Annotated in this window: 21 protein-coding genes; 16 read left to right on the forward strand and 5 right to left on the reverse strand. The window is 69.8% G+C overall.

The annotated features are described in order from the left end of the window. Positions 1-125 precede the first annotated feature (125 nt). The gene (locus tag IE252_RS16680; RefSeq protein ID WP_190090204.1) at positions 126-698 is read right to left on the reverse strand and encodes a dihydrofolate reductase family protein; all 573 of its coding nucleotides are present in this window, start codon (positions 696-698) and stop codon (positions 126-128) included. A gap of 440 nt (positions 699-1,138) precedes the next feature. Between IE252_RS16680 and IE252_RS16685 the strand changes: the two genes are divergently transcribed. Continuing rightward, positions 1,139-1,648 (forward strand): RICIN domain-containing protein, encoded by a 510-nt coding sequence (locus IE252_RS16685; protein WP_190090205.1) that lies wholly within the window; start codon positions 1,139-1,141, stop codon positions 1,646-1,648. Between the two features lie 49 nt (positions 1,649-1,697). Further along, positions 1,698-2,246, forward strand: coding sequence for a GNAT family N-acetyltransferase (locus tag IE252_RS16690; RefSeq protein ID WP_190090206.1), 549 nt, complete (start codon positions 1,698-1,700; stop codon positions 2,244-2,246). 83 nt (positions 2,247-2,329) lie between these two features. Here IE252_RS16690 and IE252_RS16695 read toward each other — a convergent pair whose 3' ends face one another. Then, complete coding sequence (locus IE252_RS16695; RefSeq protein ID WP_101391619.1) at positions 2,330-2,533, reverse strand: cold-shock protein; 204 nt, start codon at positions 2,531-2,533, stop codon at positions 2,330-2,332. A 572-nt stretch (positions 2,534-3,105) separates the two neighbouring features. Between IE252_RS16695 and IE252_RS16700 the strand changes: the two genes are divergently transcribed. Beyond that, positions 3,106-5,649, forward strand: a complete 2,544-nt coding sequence (locus IE252_RS16700; protein WP_229848448.1) for a collagenase — start codon at positions 3,106-3,108, stop codon at positions 5,647-5,649. 7 nt (positions 5,650-5,656) lie between these two features. Here the strand turns inward: IE252_RS16700 and IE252_RS16705 are convergent, their stop codons facing one another. After that, entirely contained in the window at positions 5,657-6,856 is a 1,200-nt protein-coding gene (locus IE252_RS16705) for a serine hydrolase domain-containing protein (protein WP_229848449.1), read from the reverse strand. A gap of 305 nt (positions 6,857-7,161) precedes the next feature. Between IE252_RS16705 and IE252_RS16710 the strand changes: the two genes are divergently transcribed. The 6 genes from IE252_RS16710 to IE252_RS16735 all read left to right on the forward strand — a co-directional run bounded on the left by IE252_RS16710 (position 7,162) and on the right by IE252_RS16735 (position 17,271). Beyond that, positions 7,162-8,514 carry a (2,3-dihydroxybenzoyl)adenylate synthase gene (locus IE252_RS16710; protein WP_190090208.1) on the forward strand — a complete coding sequence of 451 codons (1,353 nt, stop codon included), beginning with the start codon at positions 7,162-7,164 and terminating at the stop codon, positions 8,512-8,514. A gap of 56 nt (positions 8,515-8,570) precedes the next feature. Continuing rightward, positions 8,571-8,924, forward strand: coding sequence for a VOC family protein (locus IE252_RS16715; RefSeq protein ID WP_190090209.1), 354 nt, complete (start codon positions 8,571-8,573; stop codon positions 8,922-8,924). 253 nt (positions 8,925-9,177) lie between these two features. After that, positions 9,178-11,271, forward strand: a complete 2,094-nt coding sequence (locus IE252_RS16720; RefSeq protein ID WP_229848451.1) for an MGH1-like glycoside hydrolase domain-containing protein — start codon at positions 9,178-9,180, stop codon at positions 11,269-11,271. Between the two features lie 126 nt (positions 11,272-11,397). After that, positions 11,398-12,681, forward strand: coding sequence for an NAD(P)/FAD-dependent oxidoreductase (locus IE252_RS16725; RefSeq protein ID WP_190090211.1), 1,284 nt, complete (start codon positions 11,398-11,400; stop codon positions 12,679-12,681). A gap of 297 nt (positions 12,682-12,978) precedes the next feature. Beyond that, positions 12,979-16,173, forward strand: coding sequence for a hypothetical protein (locus IE252_RS16730; RefSeq protein WP_190090212.1), 3,195 nt, complete (start codon positions 12,979-12,981; stop codon positions 16,171-16,173). An 18-nt stretch (positions 16,174-16,191) separates the two neighbouring features. Beyond that, positions 16,192-17,271: a hypothetical protein gene (locus IE252_RS16735; RefSeq protein ID WP_190090213.1), complete on the forward strand. Its 1,080-nt coding sequence runs from the start codon at positions 16,192-16,194 to the stop codon at positions 17,269-17,271. A 24-nt stretch (positions 17,272-17,295) separates the two neighbouring features. Here IE252_RS16735 and IE252_RS16740 read toward each other — a convergent pair whose 3' ends face one another. Together IE252_RS16740 and IE252_RS16745 are read right to left on the reverse strand one after the other, a co-directional pair. Continuing rightward, positions 17,296-18,528, reverse strand: coding sequence for a phospholipase D-like domain-containing protein (locus tag IE252_RS16740; RefSeq protein WP_190090214.1), 1,233 nt, complete (start codon positions 18,526-18,528; stop codon positions 17,296-17,298). A gap of 35 nt (positions 18,529-18,563) precedes the next feature. Beyond that, positions 18,564-19,592 carry an AraC-like ligand-binding domain-containing protein gene (locus IE252_RS16745; protein WP_190090215.1) on the reverse strand — a complete coding sequence of 343 codons (1,029 nt, stop codon included), beginning with the start codon at positions 19,590-19,592 and terminating at the stop codon, positions 18,564-18,566. A 315-nt stretch (positions 19,593-19,907) separates the two neighbouring features. Between IE252_RS16745 and IE252_RS16750 the strand changes: the two genes are divergently transcribed. The 7 genes from IE252_RS16750 (at position 19,908) to IE252_RS16780 (ending at position 26,337) form a co-directional block, all read left to right on the forward strand. After that, the gene (locus tag IE252_RS16750; RefSeq protein ID WP_190090216.1) at positions 19,908-20,303 is read left to right on the forward strand and encodes a peptidase inhibitor family I36 protein; all 396 of its coding nucleotides are present in this window, start codon (positions 19,908-19,910) and stop codon (positions 20,301-20,303) included. A 38-nt stretch (positions 20,304-20,341) separates the two neighbouring features. Beyond that, positions 20,342-21,124 (forward strand): hypothetical protein, encoded by a 783-nt coding sequence (locus IE252_RS16755; RefSeq protein WP_190090217.1) that lies wholly within the window; start codon positions 20,342-20,344, stop codon positions 21,122-21,124. A gap of 40 nt (positions 21,125-21,164) precedes the next feature. Beyond that, positions 21,165-21,395 carry a phosphotransferase gene (locus IE252_RS43195; RefSeq protein ID WP_229848453.1) on the forward strand — a complete coding sequence of 77 codons (231 nt, stop codon included), beginning with the start codon at positions 21,165-21,167 and terminating at the stop codon, positions 21,393-21,395. Between the two features lie 196 nt (positions 21,396-21,591). Next, the gene (locus IE252_RS16765) at positions 21,592-22,140 is read left to right on the forward strand and encodes a DUF1062 domain-containing protein (RefSeq protein WP_190090218.1); all 549 of its coding nucleotides are present in this window, start codon (positions 21,592-21,594) and stop codon (positions 22,138-22,140) included. A gap of 222 nt (positions 22,141-22,362) precedes the next feature. Continuing rightward, positions 22,363-23,592: an enoyl-[acyl-carrier-protein] reductase FabV gene (fabV, locus tag IE252_RS16770; protein WP_190090219.1), complete on the forward strand. Its 1,230-nt coding sequence runs from the start codon at positions 22,363-22,365 to the stop codon at positions 23,590-23,592. Between the two features lie 213 nt (positions 23,593-23,805). Then, positions 23,806-24,342 carry an anthrone oxygenase family protein gene (locus IE252_RS16775; protein WP_229848455.1) on the forward strand — a complete coding sequence of 179 codons (537 nt, stop codon included), beginning with the start codon at positions 23,806-23,808 and terminating at the stop codon, positions 24,340-24,342. A gap of 18 nt (positions 24,343-24,360) precedes the next feature. After that, entirely contained in the window at positions 24,361-26,337 is a 1,977-nt protein-coding gene (locus IE252_RS16780) for a hypothetical protein (protein ID WP_190090221.1), read from the forward strand. Positions 26,338-26,355: the final 18 nt, after the last annotated feature.

Consider the following 26,355-nt stretch of genomic DNA (forward strand, 5'->3'; position numbering starts at 1 on the left):
AGCGCCGACGGCGCACCGGCCGCCGCGCCGCCGGACCTGTCCGATTTCCGGCCCATCGTCGTCTCCCTCTGTCCGTCCCGCGCCTCCACGCCAGGGTGCGGCAGGGGAGCGCGGCCGGGGAGGGGTCAGCGGACGACGTCGAAGACGTTCTTCTGGAGGCCGTTGGGGTAGGCCTCGTGCTCGACGAGCTTCAGCTTCTGGGTGTCCTTGTCCGTGGCGCTGAACAGCCGCTTGCCGGCGCCGAGCAGGAGCGGGAAGACGAGCAGGTGGTAGCGGTCGATCAGGCCGGCGTCCGAAAGGCTCTGGTTGAGGGAGGCGCTGCCGTGGACGATGATCGGCCCGCCCTCGGTCTCCTTCAGCGCGGCGACGTCGTCGAGCGAGCGCAGGATCGTCGTCTCGCCCCAGTTCGCCACCAGGTCGTCCTCGGCGAGGGTGGTGGAGACGACGTACTTCGGCATCACCTTGTAGTCGGCGAAGTCCGCCATGTCCGGCCACACGGGGCTGAACGCCTCGTAGCTGATCCGCCCCAGGAGTATGGCGGTGGCTTCCTTCTGCTCCCGGCCCTTGATCTCGAACGCCTCGGGGAGGAACTCGGTGTGCTTGAAGGTCCATCCGGAGTTGCGGTAGCCGGGCTCGCCGCCCGGAGCCTCCACGACGCCGTCGAGGGAGATGAAGGCGGTGCTGATCAGAGTACGCATCTAGGGTTCCTCGGTGTCTCGTGTTCGGGTCTCGGCAGTTCGGCCGGTGCGCTATGGGATCACACGCGCGGGTGCGGCGCACCAACCATGATCTCTGACTGTCGGCCACGGAGAAACTCATCGGTCGTCTTAAGCGGGATGGCCTGTTCCTCGTCGGCGGCGTGGGCCGTGGAGACGCCGGGCGACGTACGCGACGACCACTGACCTCCCCGGACAAGGATCCCCCGGCGATCAACTCGGCGCGAAAACCGGACAATGAGCGTCGGGCGCGTTGCTGGGAACAAGCCGTGGTGTGAGACTCGGGGCGCCGCGCCGGAGGAACTCGCCGGTGTCTCCAGCGAGGCAGCCTCACGACTCGCGGGGCTCGGGTCTTCTTGTCTGTACGTGCCGCGTGTCGTTCAGGCTCCAAGGATCTCTGGCGAGGAACCCGGAGAGGCCCCATGCCCAAGAGACGCAGCCTGTTCGCGCTGTTCACCGTGGCGCTGGCGATGCTGTCCGTCGCCGCGGTCGGCACACCCGCGCAGGCCGCGGGCTTCAGCCCGATCAACGTCTGGAACTCCACCCACTGTCTCGACAACGCCACCGAGAACGCCTCGAAGCTCCATATGTGGTCGTGCACGGGTGGCTCCGAGCAGAAGTGGCTCGAAGGGTTCAACACGCAGACAGGCCTGTTCACCTTCACCAACCAGCGCACGGGGCGGTGCATCACCGCACCGGCCTGGGGCTCGGGCACGGTCACGGTGGAGTTCTGCAACGCGGCCGCGACCACTCAGCAGTGGCGCGTCTTCTACGCGGACAACCCCAACGGGCCGCCGTCGGGCTGGTACCAGGTGTGGCAGAACGTGTCGAGCGGGCTCTGCCTCTCGACGCCCAGCGTTCGGAACGACACCCTCCTGCAAGCGACCGCCTGTGATCCCTCCAACCAGTACTACAGGTGGCACCAGCAGTGATGGCGTAAAGCGGTGGACAGCCCTGCGATGCTGGGCGAGCATCTCCGCGATGAACAACGAACCTCTCTCCGCACCCAAACGCGTCCGCTTCGTCGAGCTCAGTGCCAAGGCGCTGCGGGCGCTTGCCGACGGTGACCTCGCCGGCGGCAGCGCCGAGGCCGGGGTCGCGCTCGACGAACACTTCGTCTGCGACCGGGCCCGCTGGATCTTCGACTATCGCGCTGACCAGCTCGCCAAGGATCCGTCCGCCGCGCCCTGGATCACCAGGGCCGCGGTGTCCGAGCCGGACGGGGCCGTCGTCGGCGACGCAGGGTTCCACGGGCCGCCGGACGAGGCCGGCGTGGTCCAGATCGGCTACACCGTCGTGCCGGGGTATCGCCGCCAGGGGTATGCCCGCGCCATGGTGACGGCGCTGCTCGCCAGGGCCGCCGCCGAACCCGGTGTCAGGACCGTGCGAGCCATCATCAGATCCGACAACGAGGCCTCCCTGGCCACCATCGCGGGCTTCGGCTTCACGCGGGTCGGCGAGCAGGGGAACGAGCGCGACGGAATCGAGATCATCTTCGAGATCCCGGCAGACGCGAGGCAGGGCGAGTAGCTCTACGGCTCGTCTGCGAGCGCACAAAAGCAGGCCCTCGGAGCGGACTTGCCGCTTCGAGGGCCCACTGCTGCCCGCCTGGCTCAGACGGTGGTGATGTTCTCCGCCTGCGGGCCCTTCTGGCCCTGCGTGATGTCGAAGGTCACGGCCTGGCCTTCCTGGAGCTCACGGAAGCCGGAGGAGTTGATGTTGGAGTAGTGGGCGAAGACGTCCGGGCCGCCGCCGTCCTGGGCGATGAAGCCGAAGCCCTTCTCCGAGTTGAACCACTTCACAGTTCCGCTGGCCATGCTGGTACCTCTCAGTCGATATCGGATCCGCACCGCGCGGATCCGGAGGTGATCGCCCTGGTCCCGCACTGCACAGCAAAACGCCCGCACCGGAGCGCGGGCAGGTACTGCGAACCACGACATCTGACAGTGACGCTACACGGTGAAACCAGGCGCCACCAGAGAGCAACGGCCATGATCCGGACCGGGTTTGCGGTTCGCCGCCCACGGTGGTTGGTCGCACATGGTTTGTCCCGGTTCGCTCTGATCGGGGTATAGCCGGTCGTTTGTCGGTGTCTTTCGTCACTGTGGCCGCGCAGTCTCGTACGCGGTCAGGGGCCCGCGACTTCCAGGAATTGCCACCGGTTTACCCGCGCTCTCTTCCCAAGCCATGTGACATGTGCAATTTTTCTGGCTGCGGTCACCGTAAGTCGCGTTCAAGCCAACGGATCAGTGCGGCCCTGCGGGTCATCGGGGCCTGCCCGGACATGCCCGTACGTACAGGGGCGGCCCGGACGGTTCAGGCGGCCTGCGGCAATTCCCCCCACCACCGCGCACCGCAGCGCGGTCTTCACTCCGCTGGGAGGCGGCACGTGAACACCCGAACGGAACGAACAAGACGAAGTCTCAGCGGTCTGCTGATACTTGTCCTGGCGCTGTGCCTGTCCATAGCCGTGCTCGGCCAGACCGGCCGGGCCTCCGCCACCGAACACCGAGGGCTGGCCCCGCAGCCCACGAAGGCCGGGGCGGCCCAGCCCAAGCAGCACGCCGCACCGCCGCCGGTCGGCTCGACCGCGACCGTCTCCGACCGTGCCGACTCGCGCCGCAGCCCGGTCGACGCCGCGAAGCGGCCCCCGCAGAACCCGGTCCCCTCGCGGACGGTTCCGCCGGACCACAGCCGTGCGCGGGGCGCGGCCGCGACATCCTGCACGCCGGGCGACTTCGGGAGCCGGACCGGCTCCGAGCTCGTCGCGTTCGTCCAGGCGTCGACCACGAGCTGCGTCAACACGCTGTTCGGCGTGACCGGCACCGATGCACGCAACGCGTTCCGCGAAGCGCAGATGGTCACCATCGCCAACGCGTTCCAGAGCACGGCGCGGAACTACCCCGGAGACAACTCCACCCACGTGTGGCAGCTGGTGCTGTTCCTGCGCGCCGGGTACTACGTGCAGTTCAACCACGCCTCCGACGTGGGACCGTACGGCCCCACCCTCGCCGCGGCGACCGAGGCCGCGCTGGACACCTTCACCGCCTCCTCGCACTTCCTGGACGTCAGCTCGGCCAACGGCGACGTCCTGGGCGAGGTCCTGATCCTGACGGACAGCGCCAACGAGCAGGCCCGCTACCTGAACACGTACAAGAGGGTGCTCAACGCCTACGACAGCAGCTTCGACGCGTACTGGAGCATGGACGCCGCCGTCAACGACGTCTTCACCCCGATCTTCCGCGGCCACTGGAACCCCGCCTTCATCAAGGCGGTGACCGCCGACCCGAGCATCATCGACACCCTGGGCGCGTTCGCGCACAACCACCTGGCCAAGCTGAACGACGCCTGGTTCTACCTCGACTCCAACGCCGGTATGGAGACGGCTCGCTTCCTCGACACGCCCGCCCTCCAGGCCAAGGTCAGGCCGCTGGTGAAGGGCCTGCTCGGCGACTCGGCCATCACCGGGGCGACCGCACCCCTGTGGGTCGGGGTCGCCGCCATGACCGACACCTACGACAAGGCCCAGTGCTCGTACTACGGGACCTGCGACTTCGTCGGCCGCCTCACCGCCGCCGCGCTGCCGATCACCTACAACTGCGACAGCGCACACACCTTCCGCGCCCAGTCCCTGACCAACGCGGCCCTCACCGCCGCCTGCACCAGCCTCAAGGGGCAGGACGCCTACTTCCACGGCATCGTCAAGGACAGCGGCCCGGTGGCCGACGACCACAACACGAACATCCAGGTCGTGACGTTCGCCAGCCCCAAGGACTACCAGACCTACTCCGGCTGGATCTTCGGCAACAGCACCAACAACGGCGGAGAGTACCTGGAGGGCAACCCGTCCGACCCGGCCAACCAGGCCCGCTTCCTGTCCTACGTGAAGAGCGTCAACGACGGCTTCCCCGGCGACATCTGGAACCTCAACCACGAGTACACGCACTACCTCGACGGCCGCTACGACATGGCCGGCGACTTCGAGGCCGGGCAGGCCGTCCCGGACATCTGGTGGATCGAGGGCTTCGCCGAGTACGTCTCCTACAGCTACCGCGGTCTGCCCGACACCGAGGCGATCGCCGACGCCGCACAGCACACCTACGCACTGAGCACCCTGTGGCAGAGCTCCTACGCCAACTCCGACCAGACCCGTACGTACCCCTGGGGCTATCTGGCCACCCGCTACATGATCGAGAAGCACCCCGCGGACGTGCAGAACATGCTGGCCAAGTTCCGTGCCGGTGACTACGCCGGTGGATACGCGGTCTACAGCACCGGCATCGGCACCCGCTACGACGCCGACTTCACCACCTGGCTCGACGCCTGTGCCGCCGGAGCCTGCGGCAGCACGAGCAACGGACCGACCGCCGCCTTCGACGTGGCCGTCTCCGGTCTGTCGGTGAACCTGACCGACAGGTCCACCGACACCGGCGCCGCCATCACCGCACGCTCGTGGAACTTCGGCGACGGCACCACGTCCACGGCGACCAACCCGTCCAAGACGTACACCGCCCCCGGCACCTACACGATCTCCCTGACCGTGACCGACGCCAAGGGCCTGACCTCCACCACGGCCAAGCCCGTCACCCTCAGCGGAACCCTCCCGGCCTGCACCGGCACCGACACCCGCACGCTGGGGCAGAACTGCTCCCGCTCCGGCCGTTCGGCCAAGGCGGGCGACCTGGACTACCTGTACCTCTACCTGCCGGCCGGCACCGTGACCCTGAACATCACCACCACCGGGGGCACGGGCAACGCCGACCTCTACTACAACCCCAACGCCTGGGCGACCACCACGGCGTACACCGCCCGGTCGACGAACACCGGCAACAACGAGAGCATCACGGTCACCAACAGCACGGCCGGATACCGGTACGTCAGCCTGTACGCGCAGACCGCGTTCAGCGGCGTCACGGTCACGACGGCCTACTGACCCCGGCTCAGCCGAAGTCGGGAATCGGGTGGTCCGGAACGAGGGCGGCCGCAATGCGCTGGGTGAGCACCTGCGCGGTGTGGCCGCCCGTGGCCTTGGGGCCGTTGGTCGCCGAAACCGCGATGGCCAGGCGCTCGGAGGGGAGGTAGGCCTGGGCGGCGGTGTAGCCGAAGAACAGCGGGTGCTGGCCGATCCAGTCGCCGAGGACCAGCAGGCCCATGCCGTAGTGGGTGGCCCGGGTGTTGGCGAGGCAGACCGTTGCCGGGCAGGTCTTGGTCGGGTGGCCCAGGCCCACCGTCCCCGGGTCGAGCAGTTCCCGGTAGGCGGACGGGGAGAGCAGCTCGCCCGAGCCGATGCCCGCGGCCGAGCGGGCCAGGTCGCAGATGTCGGTGGTCTGCACCGCGCCGGGGGCGGTGGTCCACGAGGGGTTCCAGAAACTGGACTCCTCGTACTTCCCGCGGTCGGAGGTGAAGGCGTGCAGGACGGGCGTCGGAATGTCCGGCGTGAAGCTGTTCCGGGTCTCGTGCAGGCCGAGCGGGCCCAGGACCTGCTCCTGGAGCAGCACGTCGAGCGGAGTCCCGGTGATCTTCTCCAGGGCGGCGCCGAGGATGACGAAGTTGGCGTGGGAGTAGCTCCAGTTGGTGCCCGGCCGGTACCAGAGCGGTTTACCGGTGGAGATGGCCACCAGTTCCTTGGGCGTCCACTGGCGGAACGGGTTCGCGTAGACCGTGTCGCCGAAGCCGGGGGAGGTGACGTAGTCGATGAGACCGGACGTGGACGAGCCGAGCATGCGCAGGGTGATCTGCTTGCCGTGCGGCAGGTCGGGCAGCCAGCGCGCGACGGGCTCATCGAGGTCGACCCGGCCCTCGTCGACCAGCCGCAGCAGCGCGGTGCCCATGTAGCTGATCGCCACGTTGCCGTTGCGGAAGTGCATGGCGGGGTCGGCCGGGACGCCCGTCATCGACTCGCCGAGCGCGGCCGTGACGATCTCATGGCCGTCGCGGGTGACCCGCACGATCACGGACTTGAGCCCCTGCTCGGCCTTGGCCTGCTGGGCGAGCCGCAGGACGTCCCGGGCCGGGCCACGGTCGGGCAGTCGGGAACTGACGCAGGGGCTGTGGTGGCCGCGGCCGTCCGCCGCGCCGCTGGCGGTCGTGACCGGGGCGCTGAGCGCGAGGAGGGCGGTGACGGCGGCGAGACGCAGCACGGAGATCGGGCGGGGGCTCTCATGCGCGCAGTATCGGCCCGCAGCACCCGCACCCCGCCCCGGCGACCACCGACCCGCACGAAGATCACCCGTCGGGCCCGCAGACGCCGGACGGTCGCTGTCGCCTCCGGTCGGCCCGGCTGCGAGCGCGGTCAGTGGCGCCAGGGCGTCGTCGTTGGTCAACCACACCGCCGCACCAGGCAGTTCCTCGGGTGATCCTCTACTGCCCGGCGCGGGAGCGCGTCCGGGACACTGGCGGCCGTGACGGAAAACCGTACCGAGTGACACCGGGAAGGGCTCGCACCATGCTGGACGGCTGTACCCCGCTCCTGCCCGAGACCATGGGCCGCTACTACGACGACGGCTACTACCGGGGTGCGGCCCTGCCCCACCTCCTCGCCGAGCACGCCCGCACGTACACGACCCGTACCGCCCTCGTCCACGGCGAGCGGCGGCTCACCTACCGGGAACTGAACCGCCGCGTCGACCGCGTGGCCGCGGGGTTCACGCTGCGGGGCATCCGGCCGGGGGACCGGGTCATCGTGCAGATGCCGAACGTGCCCGAGTTCGTCATCACCGTCTACGCACTGATGCGTGCGGGCGCCCTCCCGGTGCTCGCGCCGACCACTTACCGGGCCGACGAGGTCGGACACCTCGCCCGTGTCGCCGAAGCCGCCGCCTACATCGGCCCCAGCATCCACCGTGGCTTCGACCACGCCGCGATGGTCGCGGAGATCAGTGACGACCATCCGCGGCTGCGCCGCGCCTTCACCCTCGACGGCCCCGATGGTGTCCAAGGAGGCTTCACCACCGCCCCCAGCGGCTGCCTGTTCTTCCCCCTGCGGTCCGTGGACGCCCCGAGCAACCCGGACCGCACGTACGACCCCAACGACGTCGCCTTCTTCCTGCCGTCGGGCGGGAACACGGCCTCGCCCCACCTGGTCCCGCGCACCCACAACGCCTACGCGTACCAGACCCGGGCCGCTGCCGAACTGATCGGCCTCGGCCCCGACGACGTCTACCTCGCCGTGCTCCCGGCCACCTCCCTCTTCACCTTCGGCTGCCCCGGCGTCGTCGGCACGCTCGCCACCGGCGGCACCGTCGTGCTGATCGACGACCCCGACCCTGCCGACACCTTCCGCACGATCGAGGCCGAGAAGGTCACCGTCACCTCCCTCGACCCCGCCCTCGCGCAAGGGTGGCTGGAAACCGTCCCCAACGGCTCGTACGACCTCTCCAGCCTGCGCCTCATCCAGGTCGGCGGCGCGCATCTCCACCCCGACCTTGCCACGCGCATCCCACCGGCCTTCGACTGCCGCCTCCAGCAGGTCTTCGGGACGGCTGAGGGGCTGCTCTGCCTGACCCGGCTCACCGACCCCGACGATGTCATCCAGCACACGCAGGGCCGCCCCCTCTCGCCCGGGGACGAGATCCGTATCACCGGCGCGGACGGCACCGACGTACCGGCGGGAACGCCCGGACAGCTCTGGACGCGCGGCCCCGGCACCCTGCGCGGCTACTACAAAGCCCCTGACCACAACGCCCGCGCCTTCACCCCCGACGGCTTCCACAAGACCGGCGTCATCGCCCGCCTCACCGAGGGCGGCAACCTCGTCATCGAAGGCTGTACGGACGCTGACTCCGGCCTCCCGGCATAAAGCAGGCGATGGTGTGGTGTGGCCCCTCGCGAACGCCGTCCTGGCAGGATGGCGGCATGGAACGTGTGGTGGGAATCGGTGGATATTTCCTGCGGGCCGCAGACCCGGCCGCTCTGGGTACGTGGTACCGCGACTGCCTTGGCCTGGACGCCGACGAGAACGGCCTGTGGCGTCAGGAAGCCGGGCCGACGGTGTTCGCGCCGTTCGAGTCCGAGACCGACTACTTCGGCTCTCGCGCCCAGCAGACCATGCTCAACTTCCGGGTCCGCGACCTGGACGCGATGCTCGCGCAGTTGCGTGCCAAGGGAGCGGACGTGGCCGAGGAGACGCAGGAGATGGAGGGTGTGGGGCGGTTCGCCTGGGTCACCGACCCGGAGGGCAATCGGATCGAACTGTGGCAGCCCGCCTGACCGCGTCTTCGTGTTCTGAGGTGTAGGCGCTGGGGGACGAGATCCAGCCGGAGAGGGAGAAACGCGTGATGCGGGCGCGACGCGCGTTCCATGCTGCCGAGCACCCTCTGCGTCTCTCGGACCCGGACACTCGGAAGATTGGAATCCGCCGATGCGCCCGCCCCGCCGTGCCTTATCAACCCTCACCCTCGCTCTCGCCGTGGCCACCGCCTGTGTCCAACCCACGGCCGCTGCCCCGCCCCGGCATACGGCTGTGCCGGGCCACGGACATGATTACGACGACGTACTCGACCTCAGAGGCACCCCGGCGGCGGCGCTTCCCGGCGGCGAGACGGACATCAACCCGGTCAACGTCTTCGCGGACCAAGGGGCTTGGCATGCTTACGCCCTGCCGGCGGCGGACACCCCGGGCGGATACGGCGGATTCACCGGCCCTCTCTACATCGCGCAGGAGTACCCATGGTGGCTGAGCACCGCGTTCAGCCGCATCCGGCTGAGCGAGGGCGGCCGCCCGCTGGATCTCGCGGGCGGCGGCACACCGCGCTTCACCTCACGCCCGGGGGCCCTGGTCCAGGCGTACGACCTCGGCGGCGGTCTCCGGCTCACCCTTGAGCTTCGGTACGCCACCCACCGCACCGCCCTGGTGCGGGCCGCGGTACGCAACACCGGCCCGGCCCCGCGCACCCTCGGCGCCGACTGGACCGGAACCCTGCTGCGACCCGCCCAGGCGCCCATGCGGCAGGCGCCCTCGCTGACCGTCGCGCCCCAGGGCGTCGCCGTCGGCTTCGCCAAGGTGCGCGCGGCGGACGACTACCTCACCGACGGCACCGAGCGGTTCGAGGTCCGCCACAAGGACCCGGTGCGGACGGCCCTGACGGAAGAGGGGGACTCCTACCGTACGGAACTGGCCGCGCCCTTCACCCTCAAGCCCGGCGCGGAACGCTCTCTGGACTGGACCGAGAGCTACACGTTCACGCGGGCCGAGCGGGTCGCGGAAGCGGGTGAGGTCCAGCGGGTGCTCGCCGATCCGGCGCGGACGGTCCGTACCGTCGACGCCCGCTGGCGACAGTACGTCGACGGTGTGACCGCCGGGGTGGCGCCCGGGCGGCGACGGCTCGCCGTCAAGGCGCTCGAAACGCTGGTGACCAACTGGCGCAGCCCCGCCGGATGCCTCCTGCACGACGGGATCACGCCGTCCCTGTCGTACAAGTGGTTCGCGGGCGGTCTGTGGGCGTGGGACACCTGGAAGCAGGCGGTCGGCACGGCACGCTTCGATACGGGACTCGCCGAGGCGCAGATCCGCTCGGTGCTCGACCATCAGATACGCCCCGGCTCCACGACCCGGCCGCAGGACGCGGGGATGATCCCGGACGTCGTGTTCTCCAACGACCCGCAGCGCGGCGGGACCAACTGGAACGAGCGGAACAGCAAGCCGCCGCTGGGCGCCTGGTCGGTGTGGGAGGTCTACCGGCGCAGCGGGGACAAGGACTTCCTGCGGGAGGTGTACCCGAAGCTGGCAGCGTACGAGCGGTGGTGGTACCGCAATCGGGACCACGACCACAACGGGCTCGCGGAGTACGGCGCGACCGTGGATCCCGCCAACGGCACGGCCGGGCAGCAGCGGCTGGCCGCGGCCTGGGAGAGCGGGATGGACAACGCGCCCCGGTTCGACGCCTCGTTGGGCACCTCGGTCGTGCCCAACCAGGACGGGGCGGGGCGGGTGATCGGGTACTCGCTGACCCAGGAGTCCGTGGACCTCAACTCCTATCTCGCCGCCGACCAGGAGCATCTGGGTCGGATCGCGGCGGAGTTGGGGATGCGGGCGGACGCCGATGGCTGGCGTACCAAGGCGGCCGCCACCGCCAGGGCCGTACGGGAGAGGATGTACGACCCGGCGACCGGTTGGTTCCACGACACCGCGCTCGGCACCGGGACCCGGCTGGTGGACCGGGGCAGGGGAATCGAGGGGGCGATTCCGCTGTGGACCGGTGTTGCGACCCGGACGCAGGCCGTCGCCGCACGCGAACGACTCCTGGATCCCGGCGAGTTCGCCACCTCGATGCCCCTGCCGACGGTGTCCAAGAGCTCGCCGTACTTCGCCTCGCGGCAGTACTGGCGCGGCCCCGTCTGGCTCGATCAGGCGTACTTCGCCATCGCCGGGATGCGCCGCTACGGGTTCGACCGCGACGCGGACGCGCTGACCGCGAGGCTCATCGACAGCGCGGCGGGCCTGAGCGGGAACGGGCCGATCATGGAGAACTACGACCCGTTGACCGGGGACCCGCTCAACTCACCCAACTTCAGCTGGTCTGCGGCACTGCTGCTGCCGCTGGTGGGGAAGCGGTAGCGGGGCCACCGCATCCCGCGCACGCGTCCTGATCCACAACTCTTGACAACTGTTCATGTTCTTGACTGCAGTTGCACTGCACCAAGCCTATGAACGGCACTACACCCCGAAGGGGGCGATCAGCGCATGACCAAGCCTGAGAGCGCGGGAGACGACTACGACGTCGTCATCAGCGGAGCCAGCCTCGCCGGCAGCGCGGCGGCGATCCTGCTCGCTCGACGCGGTGTCCGCGTCGCACTGCTGGAACGCCGCTCGGACCCCGAGGCGTACAAAGTGCTGTGCACCCACTCCCTCACGGCCAGCGCCTACCCGGTGCTGGACGAACTCGGCCTCGTGCCCGCCCTGGAGAAGGCGGGCGCCGTCCGCAACCACGCCCGCTGGTACACGCGGTGGGGATGGATCGAGCCGAGGGCCGCGCCGAGGGGCCCCGAGCTGCCGTACGGGTACAACGTCCGGCGCAGCACCCTCGACCCGTTGATCAGGTCCCACGCGGCGCAGACCCCCGGCGTCGACCTGCTCCTCGGCCACCAGGTGACCGGGCTGGTCCGGGAAGCCGGGCGCACCGTGGGAGTGCGCGCCTCGACGCCCGAGGGCGAGCGCGAGATCCGGGCCCGCCTGGTGGTCGGCGCCGACGGCAAGGACTCTTCCGTGGCGAAGTTCGCCGGAGTGCCGACCCGGACGCACGAGAACGCGCGGTTCGGCTATCTCGCGCACTTCCGCGATCTGCCGCTGCGCGACGGGATCGCTCATGCCTGGTTCCTGGAGCCCGACATGGCATACGCGTTTCCGAACGACGACGGGGTGACGGTCCTCGCGGTGCTCCCGGACAAGAAGCGGCTGCCGGCCTTCCGGGAGGACCTGGAGGGCAGCTTCCTCTCCTTCGTCCGCGCCCTGCCCGAGGCGCCGCCCATCGACTCCGCCGAGCGCATCACGAAGATCACCGGCACGGTCAACTACCCACTGCACAGCCGCAAGGCGACCGCCCCGGGCGTCGCCCTCATCGGCGACGCCGCCCTGACCAGTGACCCCCTGTGGGGAGTGGGATGCGGGTGGGCCCTGCAGTCCGCGCAGTGGCTGGCGGAGGCGGTCGCCTCGGCGGCAACCGGCCGGGGCGACCTCGACAAGTCGCTCGCGGCGTACGCACGCACCCACCAGCGCCGACTGCGCGGCCACCAGTTCCTGGCCGTCGACTACGCCACGGCCCGCCCGTTCAATCCCGTGGAGCGGCTGGTCTTCTCGGCGGCGGCGCGCGACGCATCGGTGGCGCGGCACATGCATCTCTTCGCGTCCCGCCTGATCGGTCCGCTGCGCTTCCTGAGCCCCGCAGCACTGGCGAAGGCTTCGGCCGTCAACATCAAACATCGCCGGGCGACTGTGCCAGCCGCGAGCCTGTCGCGCACGGAGTCATGACCGCTGCTGGGCTGTTCCGCTCAGCGGACCGAAGTCATTGCCATTCAGCGCGGAACTGGCATCCTGCATAGGCCGTGTCGCAGGGAATCTGATGAACGTTCCCAATTGCAGGTGGCGTTGAGGCGTGGTGACCTGGGGAGACGGGGTCGAACTACTCGATACAGCGACCGCGTCTCGCCAAGGCCGTTCGGCCTGCTCCAGTGATCCCTCCGATCAATGAACTGGACCGGCACCCGACACACCACACGCCCCGCCGTTCGAGCCGCACTGGAGAGTTTTATGGAACCGCTATTCCGTATGGCGTTGATCCGCCCCGCGGTCGGCCAGGATCCGGATCAGCCGAGTATCGAGCTGGCCCAGCAGTCCGCCTTCCAGGACGTGCTCGCCACCGCGTCGCAGTCGAGCACTCCTCGTGCCGAAGTGCGGCGCGTGGCGGGGGAGTTCGTCGCGTCGGTCAGATTCATCGGGGCGCCGGCGAAGACCCCGCTGGCGGCGCAGACCGCCGCGTTCGCCGCCACCCTCGGGCGGCTGCTGGCGAACCCGCCCGCCGGGCAGCCCAACGCCTTGCGGCTCGCCGTCGTCAAGGCGGTGCGGGACGCGTACGGGGCCGAGCCTCCGGCCGTCGTGGGCGGGCAGCCCTACCAGGAGTCGGTGTCGCGGCTCCGGGACAGCCTGCTGGCGATCAAGTACCTGCCGACCGAGCACGGTAGGCCGATCGACGCGCTCACCGACCAGCTGCGGTACCTGGAGGTGATCGCACGTCTGGTCTCGGACGCGGCGTTCCCGGCCAAGACCGACGACGTACGGCGGATGCTGCGGCGGTCCCTGAAGCTGCCCAGGGCGACCGGCCTGGAACCCGAGCTGTCCACGAGCGCGGCCGAGGCCCGCCAGCGGGAGCAGGAGGAGCAGGCCGCGGCCCGCCGCCGCGAGCGTGCCACTCAGCTGCTGGTCACGCACAAGCGGCTTCAGGACGCGGTCGTGGAGCTGACCGGCCTCGGCGGGGAGCATCTGCAGGCGACCTCGCAGGCGGACGGCGACGGGTCCGTACCGACCGCCGACCTCCAGCCCCTGGCCGCACTGAACCGACAGGTCAGCTTCCACAGCCGCCTCGGCGAGGCGAACCTGCGTGCCCTGGGCCCGGTCCCGGCCACACCGCTCGCCGCAGCGGAGGGGGAAGGAACAGCCGTAGAGGCCTCTGACACCCCACCTCCCGGCCACTCCCTCGCCGAGCCCGCAGGGGACCCCCCGGCCCAGCCCGCCCCGGTGCCGCCGGTGGAGGGCGCCGCGCTGCTTGCGGGGCAGGTCTTCGGCGCGAGGCCCGACCTGCTGTCGGGCACGCCGCCGTTCAAGCCCTCGCAACTCAGCGACCTCGGCTTCCGACTGCGGGCCAGCGCCATCGACACACTGAGCGCGCCCACCAAGACGCTCCTGTCGGAGCGCGGCATCGGGCTGAACGCCCAGCCGCTGGACCGCATCGTGGCCCGGTTGCAGGACGAGCGGACCTCGATCGGCGCGGAGCTGGAGACCCTGGTGGGCCGCCCGACGCGCCGCAGCGTCAAGCGCATCGGCGACACCCTCGTCACCCTCTCGACCCCGCTGCCCTCCCCGTGGACGGACCTGGTCGTCGGGGAAGGCCTGGCGCCCGAATCCGTGCCGCTGGCGGGCGAGCGGGTCCCGCAGACGCGCGGCACGGTCGCCCCGTCCGGCATCGCGGACCTGATCCTGGTCCGCCAGCAGCTCGTCGGGTACGAGGGCGCCGAAGTCGCCCACGTCGAGAACGTCCTGCGCGGTGAGAGCAAGCAGCGCGAGCACACCCGGCGGCAGGAGACCGAGCAGATCACCTTCACCGAGACCGAGGTCACCACGGCCGAGGAACGGGAGCTGGAGTCCACGGACCGGTTCGAGATGACCCGGGAGGCCAGCGCGGTCATCAAGGAGGACGCACAGCTCAAGGCGGGCCTGACCGTGTCGGGCAAGTACGGGCCGACAGTCGAGTTCAACGCGTCCGTCGAAGGCTCGCTGTCCCGCTCGAAGGAGGAGGCCACCAAGTCGGCCGCGACCTTCGCCCAGGACGTGACGCAGCGCAGCTCCAACCGGATCTCCGAACGGGTCCTGCAACGCACGTCCTTGCGCGTCACCACCGAGGTGACCGAGAAGAACACCCACGGACTGGACAACCGGAACGGCAACGGCAACATCTCCGGCGTCTACCAGTGGGTGAACAAGGTCTACGAGGCGCAGATGTACAACTACGGGCTGCGGACCATGTTCGACTTCATGGTGCCGGAGCCCGCCGCGTACTTCATCGAGACGCTCCAGTCGGCGCACGCCAGCGCGGTGGACCTGGCGAAGCCGGCCCCGTTCACGATGCGCCCCGACCAGATCACCGAGCTCAACTACGCCCAGTGGGTGCAGCTCTACCACGCGACGGACGTGTCCCCGCCGCCGGAGATGTACCGCACGAAGTCGTTCGACTTCAAGGCGGGCGGCGGCGACAGCAAGACCGACTACACGCACTCGGGGCAGATCGGCATCGACGACGGCTACATGGCCGTCCAGGTCTCCTGCGGCGCGCTGTTCAACCTCTGGCAGCAGAACTGCAGCGTCGACGTGCTCGTCGGCAGCAGGACGCACCGGTTCAACTACGGCGACTGGCTGTGGACGGCGCCGATGACGCAGGAGCGCGACTCCGTCCCGGTCGGCGTCCAGACCTGGCGGATCTCGGGGGTCGCCGTCGGCGTCGAGGTGAAGTGCCAGCGCACCGAGCGGGCCCTGGACAAGTGGCGTCTGGAGACCCACGCCAAGCTCACCACCGCCTACCTCGCGCGCCTCTCCGAGTACGAGCAGCAGCTCGCCGCCCTCCAACTGCAGGCCGGGGTGCCCATCCACGGCCGCAACCCGCTGGCCAACCAGCTCATCGTCGCCGACGAGCTGCGCAAGAGCTGCATCAGCATCCTCACCGACCAGCACTTCGACCTGTTCGGCTCGATCAACGTGGTGACGGCCGACGGCCGGGCGATCCCGCAGATCGACGTGGCGGAGGCCGCCGCCGAAGGCGCGTACGTACGGTTCTTCGAGCAGGCCATCGAGTGGGAGCACCTGACGTGGGTGGCGTACCCGTACTTCTGGGGCCGTAAGAGCCAGTGGGACGAGCGGCTGACCTATGAGGACCCGGACCCGCAGTTCAACCAGTTCCTCAAAGCCGGGTTCTGCCGGGTGACCGTGCCCATCCGCCCCGGCTTCGAAGGGGCTGTCGACCACTACATGAACTTCGGCGAGCTGTGGAATGGCGGCCCGCTGCCCGCGATCACCAGCCCGCTCTATCTGCCCATCGCCGACGAACTGGCCGAACGGCTCAACCGCCCCGGCGACGAGGTCCCGCAGGGCGCCCCCTGGCGGGTCCGCATCCCGACGACCCTCGTCAAGCTGCGCCACGACGACGAACTGCCCGTCTGGCGCAAGGACGCGTCGGGCGAGTGGGTGGAGAACTGAGGAACAGGAGCGGTTGGCATGGCGAAGGCCACCTCATTCGGCACGGTTGTCGCACTGATCCGGGCCGCCGAGGACCTGCTGATCAAAAAGGCCGGTCAGACGAGCCCCGCGGACCGCGTCAGCACCCTGCGGGGCGTGTACTACGGCACGGAGTGGAGTCTCGACTACAAGGTGGAATCCGCCCGCAGCCAGGGTGGCGCGCGCATCCGCAACGTCGGGTTCCTGACGTACACCGGAGGGTCGCTGCCCGCCGATCCCCGGCCGGCCTTCGCCGGGACCACCCTGATGGCCGACCTCCAGGCCAGCCAGAGCATCCGCGACCGGGGGCGCGGCATCGACATCGGGCACATGCTGATCGGACTGGAAGTGCGTTCCAGCCAGGCCCTGCGGACGCTGAACTTCCCAGGACAGGGCGGCACCGGCCTGGAGATCGTGACCTGGCTGGGCGACCTCGGGGGTGGCGCCGCGAACCTCGCCAAGCGCCGGACCCTGCGGCCGACGGGCGTGGAGGTCATCTTCCACAACCGCACGTCGGACTACGGGGTGATGGACAACCTGGAGGGCGATGCGGCCGGATACCTGGTCGGCTGCGGCACGACACCCGGCGGGCCCCCGCAGTACCCGCCGGGCAAGGGCATCGCGGACGTGCTCGCGAGCTATCTTCCCCTGGGGAGCAAGGCCGAGTGGGCCCAGCGCGCCGCCCGGTTCGCCAGTGCGCTCGGCGGCACGGTGTCCGCCAAGGGGATCGACAACCAGACCGCCCTGATCGACAAACTCGCGGACAAACTCCACGAGTTCGCGGTGTGGTACGCGGCAACCCGATGGGTCCCGTCGGGCGAACTCCTGGGTCCGGCCGCGGAGAAGGCCTGCCAGCACATGAAGGGAGCGGCACGGGAGGTGGCCACGGTCTTCGTGACCACCCTGTCGTCCGCCATCGCACATCCACCGAACGCCATCGACGCCGCCGGGCCGTACCCGGGCCAGAGCGCCACGGGCCCGTGCGCCAGCACGCTGCTGAAGGCCGCGTCGACCAACGTCGGCGCGGTCCGTCAGCAGCTCGACCAATGGATGAAGGACCTTGGCCATATGCTCCCATGACCCCGGTGGCGGGCGCCGGGCGGGCTACTCGCTCTTGCAGGCGGTGACGTTGTCGTTGGTGCCGGGTACGGCCGCGGCCCGGGCCGCCTGGAAGTTGGCCTCGAACGCGCTGTAGACGGACGGTGTGGTGATGCGCAGCAGCGCCTCGTCGTTGTTGCGCAGCGCCGGACCGCTCCAGTTGTGGCTGCCGGTCCACATCAGCTTCTGGACGCTGCCCGCGTACATACCGTCCACCATCACGTTCTTGGAGTGCACGATGCGGTTCGGGGTGGTGCTGTCGGCGTCGTCATCGTGCTGGTAGCAGCGGTTGGTGATGCCGGAGACACCGTGCAGGGTGTTCCACGTCCCCGTGTCCGTCTCGCTGTAGACGAGGTCCACCAGACACCCCGCCCCGGCGAGCGCGCGCAGCTTGTCGGCCACGTCCTGGCGGCTGATCTTCAGCATGGCCGCGTGGACGGTCGTACGGTGCGAGCCGGCGGTGTCCGTCCAGCGGCAGGTGATGTTGTCCAGCGCGTTCACGACGGTGTCGGTGGTCGCGTCGGTGCCCGCGCGCGGGAAGAAGTAGTACTTGTAGTCGCCCGCGTTTCCGTACGTATACGACCAGGCGGCGCGGTTCTGCGCGGGCAGCTTGTCGAAGTAGGAGAGGTAGCCGCCGTACAGCTCGGCGTTGCCCGCGACGGTGACCGAACTGTTCCAGTAGCGCGTGTAGTTGGACGGCGTCAGGTTCGAGGTGAGCTGCATGACGACGTTCTTCTGGGCGCCGCCGCCGACACTGCCGGCCAGCAGGACCTTGTTGTGGTTGATGCCGGTCCCCGCCGGACCCAGACAGGAGCTGCCGGTGGCGCAGAGCTTCACGTACGAGCTTTGCGAGGTGTCCGTACCGAGAGCGGCACGCAGGATGTCGTACGCCTTCGGGTAGTCGAGGGTGCTCGCGTCCAGGACCACCTTGACGCTGATGCCGCGGTCCGCCTTCGCGGCGACCAGCTCGTTGGCGACCGTCTCGTCCCACAGGTGGTACATGGCCAGCCGCAGTGCGGTTCCGCCGTCGGCGTTGGCGACGACGGACCGTACCTGGCTGCGGATCGCCTGCTGTGCGGCGTCGTCACCGGTCGGATCGTTGAAGACCGGGCCGGTCGTCACCGTGGCGGCGCTCGCGGTGTCCACGGGCCCGACCAGCATCCCGGTGAGCACCCCCGTGGCGACGGCGAACGCGCCGACGGCGGTGCGCAGTCGGCCGGGTATACGGATGGACTTCATATCTCCCCCTGTGAGATCCCCAAATTTCGCGCATCTTAGCGGCGCGTGGCGATCTCTGGAGCCTGACGGTCCGCGTGGAGCGCGGCGGTGCCCCCGAGCGTGGTGCTGCGGTGCTCGCCGGGCGTCATGCCGTAAGTCCTACGGAACGCGCGGCTGAACCACGCGGGGTCGACGAGACCCCATCTCGCCGCGACGGCGCGAATCGGCAAGGAGCGGAGGGCGGGTGTGCCGAGGTCGGCGTAGCACCGTTCGAGTCGGCGGCGCCGGATGCTGGCGGACACCGTCTCGGGCCGGCTGCGGAAGAGCTGATGCAGGTGCCGCACGGAGATGTTGTGCCGCGCGGCCACGGCACCGGCGTCGAGCTGCGGGTCGGCGAGGTTGTCGTCGATGAAGGTGTCGATGGCGGCCAGCAGGAGCTGGTGCCGCGTCTCGGCGGGGAGTCGTTCCTGCGTACCGATCCGCTCGGCCAGGAGGCCGGTCGCCAGGTCGAGGCTCACCGCACCGAGTCGTGTGCAGTCGGCCTCGTCCAGGGCGGATGCCTCCTGGACGACGGAGCGGAGGTACTGGGCGAGGACACGGCCGAACCCCGATGCCGCGGGCATCCTGTGGGCGAGCAGTTCCTCGACCCTCTTGCGCGGGAGGGGGACCAGTGAGTGGGGCAGGTGCAGGATGATCGCACGGGACAGGCCGCCCCCCGGGCTACCGCCGGCACGGCCGCTGTAGGGACGGGACGAGGTCCACATCGCGAAGTCTCCGGCGTCCAGGTGTGTTTCATTCCGTCCCTGGGCCACGTGCATCGCCCCCTCCAGGATCAGGGTGAGCTCGAAGGTCTCGGGGTCGGAGCGCCGCACGAGTCGCGCGGGGCGGTCCGAGGTGATCGGGGAGAACGCCATCGTTGTCACCTGGGCAGGGCCGAGTGGGAGAAATCCGACACGGCCGACGAAGTCCGGGACGCAGTCGCTGCTGATGCGGGTCGGGGCCACTCCTTGTTCCACGATCCCGCGCCACCATTCGAACCTGTGCTCCGGGGGCAGACCGGCGGTGTCGATCTCCGTGAAGACCATTCGCCCTCATCTCGGTATGCGGCTTCGGCACTGCCGTATCAGCTTGCGGGCGACCGGGAGTGGCAGCGGGTCCACGGTGACCAACCTGGCCGAGCCCCCTGCCTTTTTGGGCCGGATAGCCTCGTGCGCGCAGAAGCAACAAAGGCTGCGCCCATGGACAATGACGTCGGCGGGCGGTCGAACGCAGACTTGGCGCAGGGGGCGAGGGCGGCGCGCACGACCCGCGTCCGGCTGCGGCGGGAACGAACCCCGCACGCGATACCGGTCGTTCGTCACGGCCTCGCCCCGGTCCTATCCCACGACCGAGGAGCGAGGATGCGCAGACGAGGTCTGATGGTGACGGCGCTGGCCGCGTTGAGTCTCACCGCGGGCACCGTGGCGGCGGCCGCCCCGGCGAGCGCGGACAGTTGCGTCGACGGGTGGTTCTGCCTCTACTACAACTCGAACGGAGGCGGTGCGTTCGTCAGGATCGGCGGGAACATCCCCAACCTGACGAACACCAAGTTCAACGCCTGCGGCTGGAACTGCAACGGCATCGGGCAGAGCGTCTGGAACAACGCGGGATCGGCGCGGAACACCAACGACTTCTACGCCGCCACCGTCTTCTACCGCTTCGATTACAAGGGAGCGAGTGACTTCATTCCCACCAACTACCTCAGCAGCCTGCCGAATACGTACAACGAGGACGCGTCCGTGCTGTTCGGGCCGTGAAGATGAGACGGACCGCGGTAGCGTCCTGCGCTGTCGCCGTGTGTGTGGCTATCGGCGGCGCGGCCGGATACGCGACGACCACCGGCGGTACGGGGAGAGCAGGGACCGGACGGGCGGAGCTCCCCGTACAGGCGTATCTGCTGAGCTACCAGCAGCGCGACGACCTCAACAGGGCGTACGAACGGCTGGTGGAGCGCTGTATGCGCGAACGGGGGGCGTCGATTCAGGCGCTGACACACGTACGCCCGCCTCTGAAGGACCTCCTGGAACGCCGGTACGGCTTGACCGACCTGGAACAGGCCGAACAGTACGGTTACGGGCTCCCTCCGTCCCGAGACACCGCGCCACCCACCGCGCCGAAGCTGACGACGGCCCAGCGCCGGGTCTACGACGGCGCCTCCGGCGGGGGACAGCCACGAGGCTGTGTGGACTGGGCCGTACGCCAACTCGGCGACACCTCCCGGGCGCGGGACACGCCCTTCGCCATGAAACTGCAGCGGGGGACATGGGACGCGTCGGCCAAGGATCCTCGTGTCGTCGCGGCGGTGGCCCGATGGTCGTCGTGCATGAGTGCGCGCGGCTACCACCTCTCCTCGCCCGTGGACACGCCCGTCAAGGAAGCCGCCGACAAGGCCGCCGAGCGGGCACAGGCCACGGCGGAGGTGCGGTGCAACCGGTCCTCCGGCGTCGTCCGTGAGTGGTTCGCGGTCGAGGCCGCCTATCAGGAGGAAGCGATCGAACGCGACAAGGGCACGCTGACCGCCGAACGATCCGCCGCGTTGCGAGTCGTCGACCGGGCACGAGCGGTGCTCGACGGCTGAGAGGTGGCCAACGGGGGGAAGGGGGTACGGGGGCGGCAGCATGACTGTCGCCCCTCACCCCCTCCGGTCGCCGAAGGTCGTGGAAGATTTCCATGACGCCTCCGCCGGTTTCGACCGGAAGCGGGACGACGTCCGGCAGTTCCCCGCGCGCGAGCCGGCGGAAGTGATCTGCCACGGCGACGCGGCGACATACAACACGGTCTTCCAGAACCAACTCCCTGTCGCGCTGATCGACTTCGACACGGCCCACCCCGTGGAGCCCCCACGGTGAGGCTGAGGCGCTCGCAAAAACCAGTGGATCAGCGCCGCCGTGTGCCATTACCGTGCTGCTGAACCAAGTCGCCCAGGCAAGGACGTCCCGTTGTACACCCTGTGAGACCTCCCACGAGCTGATCGGTCGCGCGTCGCGCCTTTGCGCCGCGCCGCTTTTTGCTGCGGATTTCTCACACTGAAACCGGTGTACTTCTATGCTCAACACCTGGGTTGTCATACCCACCTGCCTGCCGCTCGTTCTCCGCCGTTGCCACGCGTGCACGTCCGAGCGCTTCCGGACGAGCGGTAAGTTCCGCGTCAACGCCAACCACAAGCTCATCGACGCCTGGCTCCTCGCGCTCTGCACCACTTGTGGGGACACCACGAAGCTCACGGTCTTCGAGCGGACGAACGTGCGCTCCGTACGACCTGAGCTGCTGGACCGGATGCACGACAACGACCCAGGTCTGGCGGCCGAGGTGCTCCAGGATCCGGTCGTACGGCGTCGCAACCGCATCGCCCTCGACTGGGACAACGCCTGGCGCCTCGACACCGGCGGATCGGATCATCTGGACCGCGAGGTGATGGACATCTCGGTCCGTTTCGCGGCGCGGATCCCTGTCCGGCCGGTGCGGCTGATCGCCGAAGGGTGCGGTCTTTCGCGGGCCGAGGTCGAGCGGCTGATCGAGGAGGGCAAGCTCGTCTCGGCGGTCCGGCTGAGCGGCAAGCTCTCCGGCGACTTCACCTTCACGCTCAAGCGCTGAGTCCGGCTCGGTTCGCCGAGCCTCCGCATGACCAGGGACCTGTCCGGCGGCGAGACCCGCCGCCGGACGGGCCTCCAATAGTGGAAACCCTCCAAGTCCGGGTCGACACCGTTGTGCCGGTCAAGATCACCAAGTCCCTCCGTGCGGCCGCAGACTTGCGGGACGGGGTGGCCGCGTTGGCCGCCGCGTCCTTGTTCGTGGCGACATCTGGGGGACCACACCGTGAGCGAACGCGTCATCGCGCCCAAGAGCCGGGGCTTCCTCTTCCTCGACTCCCACCCCGACGGCTGCCGACAGCTGGTGGACGAGATGTGGCAGGCCGTCCCCGCCCCGGTCACCGCAGAGGGCGAGGGGCCGGTGGCCCTGGTCATCGGCTCCTCCGCCGGGTACGGCCTGGCCGCCACGATCGCGGGCCTGGCCCGTGTCGGGATCCGCGGCATCGGCGTGTGCTTCGAGAAGGCGCCCGGGCGCCGCACCGGCACGGCAGGCTGGTACCGCACCGCAGCCACCGCCCGGCTCGCCCAGCAGCACGGGCGGGACATGGTCTTCCTCAACGGCGATGCGTTCGGCGACGCGATGAAGGAGCAGGTCGCCGACCTCCTCGCCGAGCGGTTCGGAGGACGGCTCGACTTCCTGATCTACTCGGTGGCCGCGCCCCGCCGCACCGACCCGGACACCGGCGACGTGTACGCCTCGGTCCTCAAGCCGGTCGGCTCGCCGTACACCACCAAGACCCTCGTCTTCGACGCGGACGGCGCCCCGGAGGTCAGGGAGGTCACCACCGCGCCGGCCGAGGGCGACGACATCGAGCAGACCGTGGCGGTGATGGGCGGCACCGACTGGGAACGGTGGATCACGTTCCTGGCCGACCGGTCCCTGCTCGCCGACGGCTTCACCACCGCCGCCCTGTCCTACATCGGCTCGCCGCTCACCGCCGCGATCTACCGGCAGGGCACCATCGGCGCCGCGAAGGCCCATCTCGAAGCCACCGCACGCACGCTGGACGAGCGCCTCGGCAAGACCGTGGGCGGCAGGGCCGTCACCTCGGTCAACGCCGCCGCCGTCACCCAGTCCTCCACCGCCATCCCCGGCATCGCCCTGTACACCGGGCTGCTGCGCGGCGTCCTCGGCGACACCATGGTCAACCCGGTCGGACAGCTGGTGGAGCTGTGGGACCAGCTGACCGGCGCCCGCCCGCTCGACCTCGACGACGAGGGCCGGGTCCGCCTCGACACCTGGGAACTCGCCCCCGCCGTACAGGACGCCGTCGCCGCACGCTGGTCCACCGCCACCAGCGACACCATCACCGAACTCGCCGACCTCGACTGGTTCAGCGACGAGGTCCACCGCCTCTACGGCTTCTCCGTCCCCGGCGTCGACTACACCACCCCCGTCGAAACCGATGTCCCCTGGCCCGTCCCGACCGCCTTGGACACTCGCGTATGCGACTGAGCGTCTGCGCCATGGGCGCGCGAGGTGCTCTCGCGATGAGATGAGCTCGTCACCGGGTGCGGCGGAACACCTTCTCCATCGAGAAGCCCCCCGCACCGGTGGCCGCCATCGAGGATCGCGCCGGACCTACACGGCCGGTCAGGACCATCACAGCACCCGGAGGGCCCCATGAGTCACGAACAGACGTCCCGCACTGCTTTTCCGCCCACCGCTATGTCTGTCGGACAGTCGGCGCGGGACCGGCTGACGGGAGTGCTCCTGGGCGCCGCCGCTCTCGCGATGGGCCTGATGGCGGGTCTCTTCTTCGCCTTCGACGTCTCCGTGATGCCGGGCCTGGCGAAGACGGACGACCGTACGTACGCCACGGCCATGCAGAACTTCAACTCCGTCATCGACGGCAGCGGCCCCTTCGTGCTGGTCTTCGTCGGTGCGCTGGCGGTCACCGCCTGGGCCGCGTTCCGCGCCTTCCGCAAGGGCCAACGGGCGATGGGGCAGTGGCTCCTGGCCGCCGCACTCTGCTACACGGCCGTACTGGCGCTGACCATGGGGATCAACATCCCGCTCAACAACAAGCTGGCCGACCTGGGCCACCCGGGCCCCGCCACCGACTACTCGGTGATCGAGGACTTCAAGGGAACCTGGGAGACCGCCAACATCTTCCGCACCCTCCTGTGCCTCACCGCACTGGGCGGCATCGTGCGCGCACTGCTCCTGCACGGCCGCGCCACGGCGACGAGCACCGCTTCATGATCGGGCAGGATGGAGCGCATGTCTGATGCCTTGATACGTCGCACGCCGCCCCACGACGACGACCTGATCGCCCCCGCTCTCAGTGGGTTCGTCGAGGGTTCCGGATACTGGCGGGCCGGTACGCTCGCCGGATTCGCGGACGCCGGGGACTACTTGACCGGTCGCGGCGAGGGCGTCCCGGCACAGTACAAGGGGTGGGGCTGGTCCCGGTTCATCGGACGCATCGGTGCCGTGGCGCTGCGGGCCACCGCCTTCCACATCCGGCCCGAGCTGCGGGAAGTCCTGCTGAGCATGCTGGAGGTATGGGCCGAAACCCCCTTCGCCGACCCGGACGTGCGGCGCCGGATGCGTACGGGGACCATCGAACTCGCCGAGGACAGCGTGTACGCCGCGCGCAACGGCGATGGTGCCCTGCTGGTGCTGCACGGACTCGCCACGGGCGAGCAGGGGCGGCACTTCGTCGAACTCCGCACGGGGCAGGTTGATCCGCCCGCGCCCGGGCGGATCGTCGCCTCCGAGCCCGTGCCCTCGGCCAGTTGGGAGACCCCGGAACGGCTGCGCCGGCTCGCCGGTCTCGTACGAGAGAACGGCCCGGCTCCCTGGGACCGCGCGGCGGCCACGGCGCTCGCCCGGGCGACCGGGCTCAGCCACGCCGCGGCCGCACTGCTGCTCGCCGGGATCCCCGATGTGTCGTACGGGTATCGAGGCCTGGACACCGAGGCGCGCAAGGTCATGGGGCTCAAGCAGTCCGAAGCCGACGCCGGGGAACGCGAGCTGATGGCACTGCGGGTGCCCGCGCGTCTCGATCTGCTGGCCGCCGTACTGCCCGACGACCCGGAGCAGCTGTGGCAGCCGGGCGGGCAGGCGGCGCTCGCCGAGCGCATCGCCGAGGCCTGGCGCGCCCAGCAGGGCGTACGCCCCGCGATCCCGGAGACGACGCTCACCGTGGCGGCCGAGCACGACAGCGTGCGCATGGCCCCGGCCGCGGTGTGCACGCTGTTCGCCGATCCCGCGAGCGATCCGGTGCTCACCCGTGACCCCGACACCCGGCTGCGAGCGAGCAGTGTCATCGGCCACGGCTGGGAGGGCGACGAGGGGTTCCGTTTCAAGGAGCGCCTCGAAGTGGCCTGCGCGGCCATCGACTGGATCTACGCCGAGCTGCCCGCAGGGGATCCCGTACGCGAGGGTGTTCCGCAGGTGGTCGCGCTGCTGCGGGAGCGGCTGGCCCACCCGCGGTTGCTGCTCGACGCCGACGGCAACCGCCTGCGCGGCCGGACCGTGGCAGATCTGCTCCCGGCCTTTCCCGGCGCCGAAGCGTACCTGGACGCCGTCGAGCCGCTGGACCATCCCACGCTCGACGACGGACTGGTCGTCGTGGCCGAGGCGGGATTCGACCGGCGCGGCGAGCGGGGCGCCCCGGGCATCTACTTCCGGCCCGGCAAGTACAGCGCGGACGAGCGCTCGCAGCGGCTGGAGGCCGTCGTCGACGCCGAAGGATCCAACCTCGCCCGCGTGCGCTGGCTGCGGGGGCCCGAGTGCGCGCGCATCGTGGAACGGATCACCTCCCAGACCCTGCCGCCCGGGCGCTACGAGACCGATCCCCGCTTGTCCGCACCCGACGTCGTCGACGAGGTCGTCGCCAAGACGGGCGTCGGCACGGATGCGGCGGCGCTGTACTTGCAGTTGCTGGCGCTGCCCGCACCCACCGACCGCAGGGTCCGCCGCTGGAACCAGTGGACGGCGGCGCGCCACAAGACGGTCACGACCGAACTCGTCGAGGCGTCCCTGGTGGTCGCGGACCGGCGCCCCCGGGCCGGGCGTGGCGTGTTCCTGCCCGGCGACTGGGTCGCCGCGGACAAGCCGTTCCATCCGATGGAGACCTGGAAGGCCGATCTGCTCGACGCCCGGGTGATCGCGGGCAAGGTCCGCTCCGTACCGTTCGCCGGACCACTGCCCGAACTCTTCGCCCGTGCTTGGCAGTCGCGCTCCCGGTGACGACGCCTTCATCCCGAC

It is taken from the genome of Streptomyces melanogenes, from assembly GCF_014649795.1.
Classification (GTDB): domain Bacteria; phylum Actinomycetota; class Actinomycetes; order Streptomycetales; family Streptomycetaceae; genus Streptomyces; species Streptomyces noboritoensis.